Below are 16399 nucleotides of genomic sequence, written 5' to 3'. Positions count from 1 at the left end.
GACAAAGGAGAGATTCATCATGACGGAAATTACAATGCCAACAAAATACGATCCGCAGCAAACTGAAGCCGGCCGCTATGAATGGTGGTTAAAAGGCAAATTTTTCGAAGCAGATCCAACAAGCGATAAGGAACCATACTCTATCGTTATCCCACCGCCAAACGTAACAGGTAAGCTGCACCTTGGCCACGCTTGGGATACAACATTGCAAGATATTTTAATTCGTATGAAACGCATGCAAGGATTTGATGCACTATGGTTGCCAGGTATGGACCATGCAGGTATTGCGACACAGGCGAAAGTAGAAGAGAAATTGCGCGGGGAAGGTATTTCCCGCTATGATCTTGGCCGTGAAAAGTTCCTTGAAAAAACATGGGAATGGAAAGAAGAATATGCATCCCATATTCGTGCACAATGGTCGAAATTAGGTTTAGGATTAGACTATTCAAAAGAGCGATTTACACTTGATGAAGGCTTATCTGATGCTGTAAAAGAAGTATTCGTTAAATTATACGAAAAAGGCTATATTTACCGTGGTGAGCGTATTATTAACTGGGATCCGGCTGCCAAAACGGCCCTTTCAGACATCGAAGTAATCCACAAAGAAGTAGAAGGCGCATTCTACCATATGGAATACCCGCTTGCTGATGGTTCAGGTAAATTACGCGTTGCAACAACTCGTCCAGAGACAATGCTGGGTGACTCTGGTGTAGCTGTACACCCGGAAGATGAGCGCTATGCACACTTAGTAGGGAAAACAGTTATTTTACCTATCGTAGGTCGTGAAATTCCAATCGTTGCAGATGACTACGTAGATATGGAATTCGGTACAGGTGTTGTAAAAATGACACCAGCACATGACCCGAACGACTTTGAAGTTGGGAACCGTCATAATCTAGAACGTATTTTAGTTATGAACGAAGATGGTACAATGAATGACTTAGCTGGTAAATATGCGGGTATGGATCGTTTCGAATGCCGTAAGCAAATCGTTGCAGATCTACAAGAGGCAGGCGTATTAATCGAAATCGAACCACATGTACACCAAGTAGGCCATTCAGAGCGTACGAATGCTGTTGTAGAACCGTATCTTTCTAAACAATGGTTCGTAAAAATGGCTCCACTTGCTGAAGAAGCATTAAAAATGCAAGCAGATGAAAATGAAAAAGTAAACTTCGTACCAAATCGTTTTGAAAACACATATAACCGCTGGATGGAAAATATTCATGACTGGTGTATTTCGCGTCAATTATGGTGGGGTCATCAAATTCCAGCTTGGTACAACAAAGAAACAGGCGAGCTTTATGTAGGAAAAGAAGCACCTGAAGATGCTGAGAATTGGACACAGGACGAAGATGTTCTAGATACATGGTTCTCATCTGCTTTATGGCCGTTTTCTACAATGGATTGGCCAAATGAAGAATCCGAAATGTTCAAGCGCTACTACCCGACAAATACGTTAGTAACGGGCTATGACATCATCTTCTTCTGGGTAAGCCGCATGATTTTCCAAGGGAAAGAATTTACAGGCGAGCGTCCATTTAAAGACGTTTTAATCCATGGTTTAGTTCGTGATGCTGAAGGACGCAAAATGTCCAAATCACTTGGTAACGGGGTTGACCCGATGGATGTAATCGACCAATATGGTGCGGATTCATTGCGTTACTTCCTTGCAACAGGTTCATCTCCAGGTCAGGATTTACGTTACTCTACAGAAAAAGTAGAATCTACTTGGAACTTCGTAAACAAAATCTGGAATGCTTCTCGTTTTGCTTTGATGAACATGGAAGGCCTAACATATGAGCAAATTGATTTAACAGGTAACCTTTCAACAGCGGATAAATGGATTCTTTCACGCTTGAATGAAACGATTGACCGTGTAACAACATTATCTGATAAATATGAGTTCGGTGAAGTTGGCCGTGAACTTTACAATTTCATTTGGGATGATTTCTGTTCATGGTATATCGAAATGGCGAAATTGCCATTATATGGTGAAGATGAAGCGGCTAAATTAACGACACGTTCAGTACTTGCTTACGTTTTAGACAACACGATGCGTTTACTGCACCCATTCATGCCTTTCGTAACAGAAGAAATTTGGCAGCACTTGCCGCATGAAGGGGAGTCAATTACAGTTGCTGCATGGCCGACTGTTAATCCGGCATTCAACTTTACAGCAGAAGCGGGCGATATGCAGCTATTAATGGATATTATCCGTTCTGTACGTAATATTCGTGCAGAAGTGAATACACCAATGAGCAAAAAAGTACCGATGACGATTTCAGCAAAAGATGAACAAACATCGGCAGTGCTTGAAGTGAACAAAGGCTATATTGAAAAATTCTGTAACCCGGATGGCTTAACAATCGGGGCGAATCTTGAAGCACCAGCACAGGCAATGTCAGCAGTAGTTTCAGGCGCAGAAATCTTCATGCCACTTGCAGGCTTAATCAATATTGAAGAAGAAATCGCACGTCTTGAAAAAGAGCTCGACAAATGGGCGAAAGAAGTAAAATTAGTTTCTGGAAAGCTATCGAATGAACGTTTCGTTTCAAAAGCACCGGAAGCATTAGTAGCAACAGAGCGTGAAAAACTGGCGGACTATGAAGCAAAATACGCAACAGTTGAAAAACGCATTGCAGAACTGAAAAATATGTAATGCCAAAGAGAGGTACCGTATAACGGTACCTCTTTCTTTTAATTCAGCTATAATAAAATATATTACATATTAGCCGTTTAGGGAGAGGAAATAATGTTTCAAACGATGAAGCAATGCACAGATTTTATTTTTAAGTTAAAAGCAAGCCAATATAAAGGCGAACCATTACAGTCGGCGAAGATTATCCTGGATGCACTTGGCAATCCGGAACAAAAAACGAAATTCATACATTTTGCAGGTTCCAATGGAAAAGGTTCAACATTGAATGCAACGCGCGAGATTTTAATCAAGCATGGCTTAACGGTCGGCGCCTTCATATCGCCGCATCTTGAGCGTGCCAATGAACGGGTGACAATCAATAAACAGCAAATTTCCGATGAAGACTTTCTGCGTATTGCAAATGAAATTGCGGAAGTTATTGAAAATAAATTGGGCGGGGAATTCCCAAGCTTTTTTGAGTTTATGACATTGCTTGCCCTAAAATACTTCTCGGAGCAGTCATTGGATATCGCATTGCTTGAAACCGGTATTGGCGGGCGTTTGGATTCAACGAATGTTGTGACACCGGAAGTATGTGTGATTACAACAATTTCGCTTGAGCATACGGATATGCTCGGTGAGACATATGCCGAAATTGCCGCAGAAAAAGCAGGAATTATTAAGCAAGGAAGGCCGGTTATTGTCGGAGTGAAAAATGTGGAAGCGCTGGCGGTAATTCAGCAAACGGCAGCACAGCTCCATGCTCCGATCTTTACGTTGGGTGAACATTTTTATGTGGAAAATCAAAAAGGTGCTTATTTTGACTACCGAGGAAATATCATGATCGACAAAATTGAACTTGCGATGGCTGGGGAACATCAAATGGCCAATGCCGCGCTTGCCATTACGGCAGCATATTTATATCTTGAATCCTTTAATGCGCAAAAAGTAAAATTGGCCTTGCAACATGCAAAGTGGGAAGGGCGTTTTGAAAAAGTGCACGACAATATTATTTTGGACGGTGCCCATAATTCGGAAGGGACGACTGCCCTCATTAATACATTAAAGGAAACTGCACCACAGCATAAAGTGAAGTTTGTCTATGCTGCTTTACAGGATAAGGACCATGGTATCAGTATAAAATTAATGGATGAGGTCGCATCTGAAATGCACTTCACACAAATTGATTTGCCGCGCGCGGCGACAGCGAAGCAACTTTATGAACAAAGCACACATTCAAAAAAGTTTATGCATTCAAATTGGCAGGAGCTAATTGAAAAAGAAATGAATCATTTGGCTGAAGATGAGCTGCTCGTTATTACCGGCTCCTTATATTTTATCGCTGAAGTACGCAGTCTGTTTACAGAAAGAGGGTGGATTTCATGATTCCATTACTGGAGTTATACAAAGAGCGTTGGCAGGTAGAAAGTGAACGAGCGATCAAGCCGGGTTTAGAAGCGATTGAATCCGCACTTAATCTGCTTGGACAGCCTGAGAAACAGCTGAATGTAGTCCATTTAGCGGGAACGAACGGAAAAGGCTCAACATTGGCATTTGTTGAAGGGATGGCTCGCGAATACGGTTTATCAGTCGGGAAGTTTATGTCACCTTGTATTGTAGATGTCCATGATCAAATACAGATTGATGGCCGGTCAATCACTAATGAGCAGATGGACCGGAAGTTTCAGCAGTTGGCAAAAGCCGGACTTAGCGGAAAACTGACAGACTTTGAATTATTGACGGCGGTGGCACTTTTATACTTTGCTGAGCAAAAGCCGGACTTAGTATTAATCGAAGCAGGCATGGGCGGCAGAGAAGACAGTACAAATGTAGTGACACCGATCGTTTCGGTTGTCCCGAGTATCGCTTTGGAACATACGAATTTTTTAGGCAATACATTAACAAGTATAGCGTATCATAAAGCCGGCATATTGAAAGAAAATCGTCCGGCGGTAATTGGGGAAATGACAGAAGAGGTTACCGAAGTTTTCGAAAAGGAAGCCGTTCAGAAAAATGTACCATTATTCAAGTTTGGTACCGACTTTTTCGTTTCAAAAAATGAAGGAACCGAAGTATATGAGTATCCATTACTGCAACTAAATATATCCAAATTACAGCGTCAGCTACTAGGGAAACATCAAGGGCATAATATGGCATTGGCCATTACTGCATTTCTGGAAGTTTTAAAGAAATTTGACTTGCCGCTAGATGTTCAAAAAATCCGTACGGGTGTGAACAATGCAATACTTGCCGGGCGCTTTGAACAAATCCGGCCGAAACTTTATTTTGACGGGGCACATAATCCTGCAAGTATTCAGTCATTGGTGGATACGGTAAAAGAGCACTTTCCGAACAAGCGAATCGAATTTGTCATCGGTTTACTGGCGGACAAGGATGTCAAAACAATTCTAAAGTTACTGGAAGAAGTCGGTGACGCTTTTTATTTCGCCAATATTCATAATGAACGGGCAATGCAGGCAATGACCCTTTACGAACTTAGTCGAGCGGAGGAAAAACAAATAATAGAAGATGTAAACGAATTTTTACAGCGACCGGTAATAGATGAAACAGTACGAATTGTTACCGGTTCACTCTATTTACTAAGTGAAATTCGACGAAATATGCACTGATGCCAACCAGGCACCAAACCCGGGATAAAGCGTGCATATTGCGATCTGCGTCAATTTGAAAAGGATGAATTGCCGTAAAAGAAAATCGGGTTGCAAATAAAGAAGAATAATATCGAAAACTTTTTAGAGGAAGGCGACAGCAGTCTCCTCTTTTTTTAACGCTATTTTGCTATTGTTGTATGAAAAAGAGATGGAGCTGTGGCAACAATGAAAGCTTTAAGGAATAATGCCATTTTTCAAGCAATGTTCATTGGAAGTATTACAGGGCTTGCTGGCGTCATACTATTTGTTTTTATTCTGCAACTACCTACGACAACCGAAGAAGCTGCAGAAACAATCCCGACGACTGTTCAAACACCCGAGGAGCAGCAAGTACAGCAACAGTATTTTGCATTGCAGCACGGTGTTTTTTCAAATTTTGATAGTGCAGCACAATTTTTGGGGACTTATCCTACGTTAAATAAAGCAGCAGTTGTTAAAGTGGGCGATCAGTATTTTGTCTGGTCCCGACTGGATACAGAAAAAGTGGAAACGGCATTAACAATTGTGCCTACCGGTTTTTATAAAAAAATTAAGATTGCGAGCAGCTGTCCTAATCCTGCAGAACTCCAGCTGCCGGTCACATTGAAAGATCCGAAATTGTTCTCGGCTGAGGATACTAAAGCAATTGACAAAAAACAGGTACCGGAAGACTGGACAGGGATTATGACAGAAGTTTCAAAGCTTTCGACGAATCCTAATGTTGTTCGTCTGCATATGTTTATAAATTATTTTGAGAGTCTTGATTGCTTGAAAGTAACATTTTAATCGTGGAAAACATAATGAAATTTTGTTTTTCGTATATTTGCATATAGAGTTGGCTGTTGTTCAAAATTCCATTTCTCAGTTACTATAGTATGTAGGAGGATTGGAAATGAATTTTACTACAAATGAACAACTTATATTAGCTTCTGCTTCACCAAGGAGAAAGGAATTGCTCCAAATGCTGAATGTCCCGTTTGAGATTGTGACAAGCGATGTTGTCGAAACAAGCGTCACGGGCGATACGGTTCATGAATATGTGACAGAAGTGGCATTATTGAAAGCGCGTGATGTGGCTAAGAAATGTCCTAATCATTGTATTATCGGAGCGGATACAATTGTTGTGTTTAATGACCAACTACTGCACAAGCCTGTTTCGGAGGAAGAAGCCATAGAGCATTTAACGAAGCTTGCCGGAAATCGACATGAAGTGATGACAGCTGTAGCTCTTATTTTGGCGGACGGAACAGAGCATACATTTGTTGAAATAACATCGGTGCTATTTAAAGATGTTTCACCGCAAATGATCAAGGCCTATGTTCAGACAGGAGATCCTTTCGATAAAGCAGGCGGATACGGAATACAGACGAGTGGCGCCATGCTCGTTGACCGTATTGAAGGGGACTATAATAATGTCGTCGGGTTACCAATTGCTACATTAGTTCAAAAAATGCTTACATTACAACTACTAAAACTACCATTTTAGGAGTGATGTAAATGACGGTCCAACAACCGTTATTGAATATGAAAATCCATGACGTTCATGAAGCAGACCGCCCGCGGGAACGCCTCATCCGCCAAGGCGCAAGAAGTCTTTCGAATCAGGAGCTGATTGCCATATTGCTCGGTACCGGGACAAAAAGTGAGTCTGTATTGACAGTAGCCAATCGGGTATTGATCAACTTCGAAAAATTGCATAATTTAAAGCATGCAACACTTGAAGAAATGACCGAGATTAAAGGAATAGGGGAAGCAAAAGCAGTTTTGCTGCTTGCTGCGATCGAACTTGGAAGAAGACTCGCATCGAAAGATTTGGAAGAACGCTTTACGATCCGCTCGCCGGAAGATGCAGCGACCTTTTTAATGCAGGATATGACGTCATTACAGCAGGAGCATTTTGTCTGTCTTTTTCTCAACGTAAAAAATCAGGTGCTCCATAAACAAACCATATTTGTTGGGAGCTTGAATGCCAGCATCGTCCATCCCCGGGAAATTTTCCGCGAAGCTGTAAAACGTTCCGCTGCTTCTATCATTTGTTCCCACAACCATCCAAGCGGCATTCCGACACCCAGTCCTGAAGATATCGATGTCACAACAAGACTTTATGAAGCGGGCAAAATAGTCGGAGTCGATTTGCTCGATCACGTCATCATTGGTGATCATCAGTTTATAAGCATGAAGGAAAAGGGATATTTCTAGGGAATTCTAGATAATTGGACAAACGTATTAAAGCGTTTGTCTTTTTATTTTGTAGTTATTTTATAATTAGGAATTATTACATTGCGATAACAATTATTACGGATTTAAAAATTCGTCGACAATTTTCGCAATTGCAACTTTTATTTGTTATATTCGTCATAAGCATGTGGCGATTTTGTTAAATCTTACATATTAATTTTATTTGTTTCGTAACAGAAATAGAAATACAATAGTAAAGTAGTGTTGTAGAAAAAAACATTCGACAAAAGTCGCGATTCGGTGCTTGTAACACTATAATTTTTTGATGTAATTCGTTATAATAGAGCGTATGATTTTGCTAGCATCATAAATTAGAAATTGTTTTAATAAGAAAGGGAGTACTTAATTTGTTTGGATTAGGGAATAAAGATGTCGGGATCGATCTTGGCACAGCTAATACATTAGTATTTGTAAAAGGTAAAGGAATTGTATTGCGTGAACCTTCAGTAGTAGCGAAAAATACAAAAACAGGCGATATTGTAGCAGTCGGAAACGACGCAAAAAATATGATCGGTCGTACACCGGGTTCAATCGTGGCTATCCGCCCGATGAAAGATGGCGTTATTGCTGATTTTGAAATTACAACAGCAATGATTCAATATTATTTAAAAGAAGCAATGAAAGCATCGGGTTCTAACTGGAAGAAACCGAATGTCATGATTTGTGTGCCATATGGTATTACTTCAGTTGAGCAACGTGCGGTTATTGATGCAAGCCGTCAAGCAGGCGCAAAAGAAGCATTTACAATTGAAGAACCGTTTGCAGCAGCAATCGGTGCTAACTTGCCGGTATGGGAGCCAACAGGTTCGATGGTAGTAGATATCGGTGGAGGTACAACAGAAGTAGCTGTAATTTCTCTTGGTGGTATTGTAACAAGTGAATCAGTACGTGTTGGTGGTGATGCAATGGATCAATCCATCATTGCTTACATCCGTAAAACATATAACTTAACAATTGGTGAGCGTACAGCGGAAAGCATCAAAGTAGAAATTGGTACGGCACGTGCTGAAGGACCTGCTGAAACGATGGAAATTCGTGGACGTGACCTGTTAACAGGCTTACCAAAAACTATTGAAATTACATCAGACGAAATTTCAAAATCTTTACATGAAGCTATTGTAGTTATTTTAGATGGCGTTAAGAAAACATTGGAACAAACACCACCTGAATTATCTGCAGACGTAATGGAGCGCGGCATTGTTTTAACAGGCGGTGGTGCATTATTACGCAATTTAGATAAAGTAATCAGCGATGAAACTAAAATGCCTGTATTTATTGCTGAAGATCCGTTGGATTGTGTTGCGATCGGAACGGGTAAAGCATTAGACAACATCGCTTTAATTCGAGCGCAACAATTGAAGTAAGGAGGACTGGCAGTGCCACATTTTTCTAATAAAAAATTAATTGTCCTATTAGTAAGCGTGATTTTTCTAGTGGCATTGATTGGTTTCTCTTTACGTGATCGTCATAACGCAACATTACCCGAGAAAATTATTAAAGATACAGTTGGCTTTGCACAATCGCTTGTCGCAAAGCCGGCTAATTACATAACAGGTATTTTTAGCAATATTGATTCGCTGTTAAGTACGTATGAAGAGAACCAGCGCTTAAAGATGCGTCTAGAAGACTTTGCCGTCCTGAAGGCGGAAGTAAGTACATTAAAGGCCGAAAATTCTTCATTGCGTGAACTCGCATCAATCGAGGAAAGTTTGCGTGATTTCGACCCAATTCAGGCGACGGTCATCGCGAGAAACCCTGATCAGTGGGAAGAAAAAATTATTTTAAATAAAGGGACAGCAGACGGTGTTGAAAAAAACATGGCTGTTATGACTTCGCGAGGGCTAGTTGGTAAAATTGTCATCGCAACACCTTATACTTCAGAAGTGGAATTGCTTTATACGAATAATGAAAACTATCGTGTATCTGCAGTAGTACATGATGAAAAGAATAGGGAAATTCATGGTTTAGTAGAAGGTTATGACGTTGAGCGTAACGAATTATTATTAAAGCGTATCGATTCCAAAGTTGACTTGAAAGAAGGCGGAAAAGTATTGTCTTCCGGACTAGGTGGAATCTTCCCGAAAGGTATCTTAATCGGAGAGATTACAGAAGTAACAACTGATGATTTCGGTTTAACGAAAATGGCCTATGTCAAACCAGCAGCAGATTTTTCAATGATCGAACATGTTATTATTGCTAAGCGCAAAACAATTTCGGTAGATGGTTCTGACGGCGGCAGTACAAATGAAGATTTAGTAAACGGACCAGCCGATGAAAATGAGGGGGATGAGTAATGCTCGCTCGATTTTTAATTGGCTTCGTTGCTGTCTTACTGTTTTTGCTTGAATCTGAATTTGCTGTATTCTCCCCATTGCAGTTGGGCGAAGGAATCTATTATTTGATTCCGCGTTTTTTAATTTTATATTTAATTTTTCTAGCCATTTATTACAGCCGAAAAAAAGCCATGATTTATGGTCTTATTTTTGGACTTTGTTTTGATGTGTTTTATATTAATATTATTGGTCTTTATACGGTTTTATATCCCGCTATCTGCTATATTGCGGCATGGTGTGTAAAACGTGTTCATCCACATTTAGTATTTTCTACGATTTTGGCATTATTGCTAATGATTGTTTTCGAATTTGTTGTATATGAATTTTTCTATATGCTCCAATTTACAACGATGGCGCTTCAGCCGTTTCTAGTGAATCGATTAGTTCCGACAACAATTGGTAATCTATTATTTTTGATAATGCTTGCATGGGCGTTTAAATATTGTCTTAACGCTCGTGTATTTCAACGGGCACAATAGCATTTTAAAAAAACGAAAAGAAACAAAACGGACCTATAATCCGATTGTTTTCTTTTCGTTATTATGTAGCGCGAGGTGACTTGAAAAAGCTATGAAAAAACAACTTATCCATATTAAAGGAACAAAAGATGGGTTAGTTCTTCGTTTGGATGACCAATGTTCTTTTACCGAGTTGGTAGAAGAACTTGGAAAAAAAGTTACAGACGGCCATCTTGATGGTAAAATAGATGTACAATTGCACTTAGGAAAACGTTACTGTACACAAGAGCAAAAAGACCAGCTTACTGATATTGTGGAAGAACAGCAAAAACTATGTGTGAAAAAAATTCAAAGTGATGTCATTACATTAGAAGAAAGCCATAAATTGCTTGAGACAAGTCGCTTTGAAACATATGTAGGTATTGTGCGTTCCGGACAAACGATTCGTGTAACGGGTGATATACTTGTGTTAGGTGATGTCAATCCAAACGGACGTATTGAGGCAGGGGGTAATGTACATATTGCGGGTAAGTTAAAAGGCATTGTGCATGCAGGCATGGGTGGCAATGAACAAGCAATTGTATCCGCGTCACATTTTGAACCAACACATATATTAATTGGGAATTATGTGGAAGTAATGACGAACGAGACGCAATATATACTAGACAATACCGATCAAATTTTTGCCTATCTTGGAGAAAATAATGTAATAGCATATGATAGAATCCAGGAAATAAGAAATGTACGACCGAATTTATCAACATTCAAAGGAGGAAGCTAAATGAGTGATGAAGAATTATTATTCTCTAAGAATACTGATGAAACTGGAGCTCAAAAAGCTACCTTATATAAGGAAGGGGCCGCTAATGTGGGAGAAGCAATCGTTATAACTTCAGGAAAAGGTGGAGTAGGGAAAACTACTACGACTGCAAACCTAGGAACGGCATTGGCACTTCAAGGAAAGAAAGTTTGTCTAGTCGATACGGATATCGGACTGCGTAATTTAGACGTTATATTAGGCTTGGAAAATCGAATCATTTATGATTTAGTGGACGTAATTGAAGGCCGCTGTAAAACGCATCAGGCATTAGTAAAGGACAAACGTGTAGATGAACGTCTATACTTGATGCCTGCTGCCCAAAACACAGACAAAAACGCCATCAATCCTGAACAGATGAAAGCTTTAATTGATGAGTTGAAGCGTGAGTTTGACTATATTTTAATTGATTGTCCGGCTGGTATTGAGCAAGGCTACCGCAATGCGGTCGCTGGTGCGGATCGTGCCATTGTTGTGACGACACCTGAAATTTCAGCAGTAAGAGATGCGGATAGAATTATCGGTTTGCTGGAGCAGGAGCCGATCGAACCGCCGAAACTTATTATTAACCGAATCCGTAAAAGTTTGATGAACACCGGAGATGCGATGGATATCACAGAGGTAACTACTCATTTATCGATTGATTTATTGGGAATCATCGTTGATAGTGAAGATGTTATCAGTTCATCCAATAAAGGTGAACCAATTGTCATGAATCCGAACAACAAAGCGTCATTGGGATACCGTAATATCGCACGCCGTATATTAGGTGATTCTGTGCCGTTAATGTCCTTGGAAGATGATCAGCCAAAAGGCGTTTTCGCAAAAATAAAAGCATTATTTAAATAAGAAGTAAGCTGTATGGGATAAAATCAATTATCCTTTACAGCTTTTTTTCTATGTACAGGCATTCTTGAATTGTATTGTCGTTCCTGACATATACTAGTGCAAAAAGATTGGATGGTGAGCTTGAAAAAATGGCAGTGGCTCATCGCGAGTATTGTCTTTGTTATTATTTATAGCTGTAATTATTATGGGGATATCGCTACAAAACGTGTCATTCATTCCATTGTCTATAGTTCAGATGATTTAGTCATGATGCGAAAAGCGGTTGTGAATATGTTGTCTAATGAAGACCAGCAGCTCCCTGTTAGTGCAGATGTATCGATTAGTCAATTACAGCTGTTTGAGACGATTGATCGTTTTAATGACGGATATTTACTCGTGTATGATGAACCTTTCGTATTAAATGCATTGTATGATGGATTGATTGTGTTTACGGGCCATACAAAATATAACGGAAAAACGGTCTCGGTTGTTTATGATACAGGGGATACGGTTACATTTGGATTTGTGGACGACTTCTATGTATTACCATACACGACAGTAACAAAAGGAACTGTCGTCGCAACGAAAAAAAGCGGGGAACTCTACATTCAGATTGAACGTAACGGGGAAGTTTTAAATATGGAAGAAACGATTCGCTGGCTAAAGGAACAGCCAATTTAGATGAAAGTCACGATTCATCCATTATTTTTGTTACTGCTCTTATCAATTGTTTTATATGGTGATATTGCTTTATACAGTATTATTATTGTTTCGCTATTATTTCATGAATTAGGTCATTTTATCGCTGCAAAGCTAGTCGGAGCCAAAATAACGCAATGTAAAATTGTTCCGTATGGCGGGGAGATGACGATTAAGGATGAATTGCAGTTATCCTATCAGCAGCTGATCATTATCGCTATTGGTGGACCGGTTGCAACATGTGTGGGGATTTTTATCAGTTTATTTCTGCCTGATATGCTGAGTGCGAGGTTAATAGAGGTGCAGTTATTTATTTTAGCTATTAATCTTATTCCTATTTGGCCCCTTGATGGTGGAAGAATAGTATGTTTCAGCATTTTGAAACGGCGGCCGTTTTCTAAAATTTTCGAATTTTATTTAACGGCTTCTTTTTATTTACTTACGGTAACAATTATCGTACTATTATATTTATTGCCGCAAACTTTATCTTTAGCAATTATAAGCCTCTTTTTATGGAGCAAAGTAATTGGAGATTGGAAATATCGAAAATACCGTGCTGCTTTTGAAAAAATAGTAATGAAGCGGTTGACTTGATAATTTCGGTGTGGTAGTATTTTAATGTTATTGTTTGTAGCACCCGTGCTACTGCAACCGCGCTGAACAGGTTTAAGTACCTTTATAGGTCACCTGCAATTCCGGGCGAGTCTGAGTCTAAGAGGAGGTGCATTTTAATGTACGCAATTATCGAAACTGGTGGTAAACAAATCAAAGTTGAAGCAGGTCAAGAAATCTATGTTGAAAAACTAGGTGTGGCTGCTGACGAAATCGTTACTTTTGACAAAGTTTTATTCGTAGGTGGAGAAACAGTTAAAGTTGGAGCTCCAACAGTTGCTGGCGCTACTGTAACAGCGAAAGTTGTTAAAGAAGGTAAGCAAAAGAAAATTACTGTTTTCAAACTTAAAGCGAAAAAGAACTACCGTCGTAAGCAAGGTCACCGTCAACCATATACAAAATTAGTAGTTGAAACTATCAACGCTTAATAAGTAGGTGACGGACATGATTACAGTAACTATTTATAGTGATGAAAATCGTAAATCGTATGGATTTGAAATTTCAGGACATGCTTTATCGGATATCTATGGTCGTGATTTAGTTTGTGCAGGTGCTTCTGCTGTTGCCTTTGGTGCAGTAAACGCAATCCCGCAAATTACAGGAATTACTCCTGAAATCGAACAAGGTGCTGAAGGTGGTTACTTGAAAGTAACTGTTCCACAAGCTGAACTGAATGATGAAACAGACGCTAAATTACAAGTTATTCTGAACACAATGGTGACACAGTTCTATACAATGACTGCGAGCTATTCAGAATATATCGAATTGAAATATAAAATGATCTAGGAGGTGGAACAGAATGTTATTATTAACTTTAGATCTTCAATTCTTCGCATCTAAAAAAGGTGTAGGTTCTACTAAAAACGGACGTGACTCTGAGTCTAAACGCCTTGGTGCTAAACGCGCTGATGGTCAATTCGTAACTGGTGGTTCAATTCTTTACCGTCAACGCGGTACAAAAATTTACCCAGGTACAAACGTAGGCCGCGGTGGTGACGATACATTATTCGCAAAAGTTGACGGCGTTGTTAAATTTGAACGCTATGGTCGCGACAAGAAAAAAGTATCTGTATACCCTACAGCTCAAGAAGCATAATTCTTGCAATGAAAGGACTGCATTTATTGCAGTCCTTTTTTTAAGTTTTTACTCAAATTCATAGTTGAGTACAGAGATGCCTTTATGGAAATGGATGATTGAAATTTTCTTAAGTATTGAATATGTATGAGTATGAAGTATGGAAGGAAAATAGATGAAATACTTGTTATACTAATAATATTGGAATACGGAGTGTGTGAAATGACCGTTTCAAAATTAACTGTAAGTGAAGCATTGCGCTTTGCAAATCATGATTATTTGAATCAGCTTCATTTGATCCAGATGAACTTAGATTTAGGACGAGTGGACGAGGCAAAAAAGGTGATTTTTGACCAGTCTGAACATTGTAAAATACTTTCGAACATCAATCGACTTCAATTAACAAAAACAGTTGAATGGCTTCATACCCTATGTTGGCGTTATCCGGCTTTACAGCTAAACATGACAAGTGATGTAAGTACACCAATACAAAGCAAGTACGATGAAGCGATTGTTCAATACTTGGAAAACACAATTATTCATGTTTACGACAAGCTTGATCCATATGAAGAGCATCAATTACTGTTAAACATCGAAACATATGAAGATAAATGGAATATTTCATTTCATTTAAAGGGAAAATGGGAACAGACGCCATTTTCAATAGAACAGAATATTTTTAATGTGGAAACATATGAACAAACGAATACAAGTTGGAAATATGTTCTTCACATATGAGGAGTGAAAGAAATGTTTGTCGATCACGTAAAGATTTATGTTAAAGGTGGAGACGGCGGGGATGGAATGGTCGCCTTCCGTCGTGAAAAGTATGTACCAAATGGTGGTCCAGCAGGTGGAGACGGAGCACGTGGCGGTAACGTTATTTTTGAAGTAGAAGAAGGTTTACGTACGTTAATGGATTTCCGTTACAAACGTCACTTCAAAGCTGAACGTGGTGAGCACGGAATGAGTAAAGGGATGCACGGTCGTCGTGCAGAAGATTTAATCGTTAAAGTGCCACCGGGAACGGTTGTAATGAATGCTGAAACAAAAACAGTCATTGCCGATTTAGTTGAACATGGCCAACAAGCAATTATTGCTAAAGCAGGCCGTGGCGGACGCGGTAACTGCCGTTTTGCGACACCTTCTAACCCTGCACCGGAATTAGCCGAAAAAGGCGAGCCAGGTCAGGAACTGGAAGTAATTTTAGAATTAAAAGTATTGGCGGATGTTGGATTAGTTGGTTTCCCTTCAGTAGGTAAATCAACATTACTATCTGTTGTTTCTTCTGCAAAACCTAAAATCGGCGCATATCACTTTACAACGATAGTACCGAACTTAGGTATGGTGGAAACTGATGATGGCCGTTCATTCGCAATGGCAGATTTACCTGGTCTAATCGAAGGCGCACACCAAGGTGTCGGATTAGGGATGCAGTTCCTGCGTCACATTGAGCGTACACGTGTCATCGTACACGTAATCGATATGTCCGGTATGGAAGGCCGCGAACCTTATGATGATTATGTAACAATCAACAACGAGCTTGAACAATATAATTTACGATTACTTGAGCGTCCTCAAATTATCGTTGCGAACAAAATGGATATGCCGAATGCGGAAGAAAACTTGGAAGAGTTTAAAAAGAAAGTAGGAGAGGATGTAAAAATCTTCCCTGTTTCAGCAGTTTCACGTCAAGGGTTAAAGCCATTACTATTTGAAATTGCGGATCTTTTAGAAGTGACACCGGAGTTCTTATTACATGATGTTCTTGAAGAAGAGTCGGATGCAGTCGTAATGTACAAGCATGAAGGTCAAGGCGGCGACTTCGAAATTTCACGTGATGATGATGGTGCATATGTTCTATCAGGATACACAATCGAACGCCTGTTCAAAATGACAGACTTCAGCCGTGAAGATGGTATTCGACGCTTTGCTCGCCAGTTACGTGCGATGGGTGTCGATGAAGAGTTACGTAAACGCGGTGCTCAAAATGGCGATACTGTACGTTTAATGGAATTCGAATTTGACTTTGTCGACTAATTAAGTG

General features: G+C 39.7%; 18 protein-coding genes and 1 other annotated feature. All 18 genes read left to right on the top strand.

All coding sequences use genetic code 11. The features are described 5' to 3' along the window. Positions 1-19: 19 nt before the first annotated feature. The 18 genes from AC6CH1_RS10925 to obgE all read left to right on the top strand — a co-directional run bounded on the left by AC6CH1_RS10925 (position 20) and on the right by obgE (position 16392). A complete protein-coding gene (locus AC6CH1_RS10925; RefSeq protein WP_498317473.1) occupies positions 20-2662 on the top strand; it encodes a valine--tRNA ligase in 2643 nt (880 codons plus the stop codon). Positions 2663-2755: 93 nt separating this feature from the next. Beyond that, on the top strand, positions 2756-4027 hold the full coding sequence (locus AC6CH1_RS10920) for a bifunctional folylpolyglutamate synthase/dihydrofolate synthase (RefSeq protein WP_498317472.1): 1272 nt from the start codon (positions 2756-2758) through the stop codon (positions 4025-4027). Next, positions 4024-5271 (top strand): bifunctional folylpolyglutamate synthase/dihydrofolate synthase, encoded by a 1248-nt coding sequence (locus AC6CH1_RS10915; RefSeq protein WP_498317471.1) that lies wholly within the window; start codon positions 4024-4026, stop codon positions 5269-5271. Before AC6CH1_RS10920 ends, AC6CH1_RS10915 begins: the two co-directional genes overlap by 4 nt. A 207-nt stretch (positions 5272-5478) precedes the next feature. After that, positions 5479-6078, top strand: coding sequence for a translation initiation factor 2 (locus AC6CH1_RS10910; protein WP_251689987.1), 600 nt, complete (start codon positions 5479-5481; stop codon positions 6076-6078). Between the two features lie 106 nt (positions 6079-6184). Beyond that, positions 6185-6778 carry a Maf family protein gene (locus AC6CH1_RS10905; RefSeq protein WP_498317469.1) on the top strand — a complete coding sequence of 198 codons (594 nt, stop codon included), beginning with the start codon at positions 6185-6187 and terminating at the stop codon, positions 6776-6778. A gap of 11 nt (positions 6779-6789) precedes the next feature. Continuing rightward, positions 6790-7491 carry a RadC family protein gene (radC, locus tag AC6CH1_RS10900; RefSeq protein ID WP_285848679.1) on the top strand — a complete coding sequence of 234 codons (702 nt, stop codon included), beginning with the start codon at positions 6790-6792 and terminating at the stop codon, positions 7489-7491. Between the two features lie 386 nt (positions 7492-7877). Then, positions 7878-8894, top strand: a complete 1017-nt coding sequence (locus tag AC6CH1_RS10895) for a rod shape-determining protein (RefSeq protein WP_079528052.1) — start codon at positions 7878-7880, stop codon at positions 8892-8894. 12 nt (positions 8895-8906) lie between these two features. Next, the gene (mreC, locus tag AC6CH1_RS10890) at positions 8907-9824 is read left to right on the top strand and encodes a rod shape-determining protein MreC (RefSeq protein WP_498317467.1); all 918 of its coding nucleotides are present in this window, start codon (positions 8907-8909) and stop codon (positions 9822-9824) included. Continuing rightward, entirely contained in the window at positions 9824-10342 is a 519-nt protein-coding gene (gene mreD / locus AC6CH1_RS10885) for a rod shape-determining protein MreD (protein ID WP_251686658.1), read from the top strand. The genes mreC and mreD overlap by 1 nt, the downstream gene beginning before the upstream one ends. Positions 10343-10433: 91 nt before the next feature. Further along, complete coding sequence (locus AC6CH1_RS10880) at positions 10434-11102, top strand: septum site-determining protein MinC (RefSeq protein ID WP_251686659.1); 669 nt, start codon at positions 10434-10436, stop codon at positions 11100-11102. A gap of 87 nt (positions 11103-11189) precedes the next feature. Continuing rightward, positions 11190-11987 carry a septum site-determining protein MinD gene (gene minD / locus AC6CH1_RS10875; RefSeq protein ID WP_251689989.1) on the top strand — a complete coding sequence of 266 codons (798 nt, stop codon included), beginning with the start codon at positions 11190-11192 and terminating at the stop codon, positions 11985-11987. 120 nt (positions 11988-12107) lie between these two features. Then, the gene (locus AC6CH1_RS10870; protein WP_498317466.1) at positions 12108-12647 is read left to right on the top strand and encodes a hypothetical protein; all 540 of its coding nucleotides are present in this window, start codon (positions 12108-12110) and stop codon (positions 12645-12647) included. Then, the gene (locus AC6CH1_RS10865) at positions 12648-13259 is read left to right on the top strand and encodes a site-2 protease family protein (protein WP_251686661.1); all 612 of its coding nucleotides are present in this window, start codon (positions 12648-12650) and stop codon (positions 13257-13259) included. A gap of 45 nt (positions 13260-13304) precedes the next feature. After that, positions 13305-13382 (top strand) — a sequence feature (ribosomal protein L21 leader region). 14 nt (positions 13383-13396) lie between these two features. Further along, positions 13397-13705, top strand: coding sequence for a 50S ribosomal protein L21 (gene rplU / locus AC6CH1_RS10860; protein ID WP_251686663.1), 309 nt, complete (start codon positions 13397-13399; stop codon positions 13703-13705). Positions 13706-13721: 16 nt separating this feature from the next. After that, a complete protein-coding gene (locus tag AC6CH1_RS10855; RefSeq protein WP_008405207.1) occupies positions 13722-14063 on the top strand; it encodes a ribosomal-processing cysteine protease Prp in 342 nt (113 codons plus the stop codon). A gap of 13 nt (positions 14064-14076) precedes the next feature. Next, entirely contained in the window at positions 14077-14373 is a 297-nt protein-coding gene (gene rpmA / locus AC6CH1_RS10850) for a 50S ribosomal protein L27 (RefSeq protein WP_008405208.1), read from the top strand. Positions 14374-14574: 201 nt separating this feature from the next. Further along, complete coding sequence (locus AC6CH1_RS10845) at positions 14575-15090, top strand: Spo0B domain-containing protein (RefSeq protein ID WP_251686665.1); 516 nt, start codon at positions 14575-14577, stop codon at positions 15088-15090. A 12-nt stretch (positions 15091-15102) separates the two neighbouring features. After that, entirely contained in the window at positions 15103-16392 is a 1290-nt protein-coding gene (obgE, locus tag AC6CH1_RS10840; protein ID WP_427708878.1) for a GTPase ObgE, read from the top strand. Positions 16393-16399 lie beyond the last annotated feature (7 nt).

It is taken from the genome of Solibacillus sp. GQ1 (assembly GCF_059758555.1).
The sequence above is the reverse complement of the archived record's forward strand: the minus strand, read 5'-3'. Positions and strand labels throughout refer to the sequence as shown.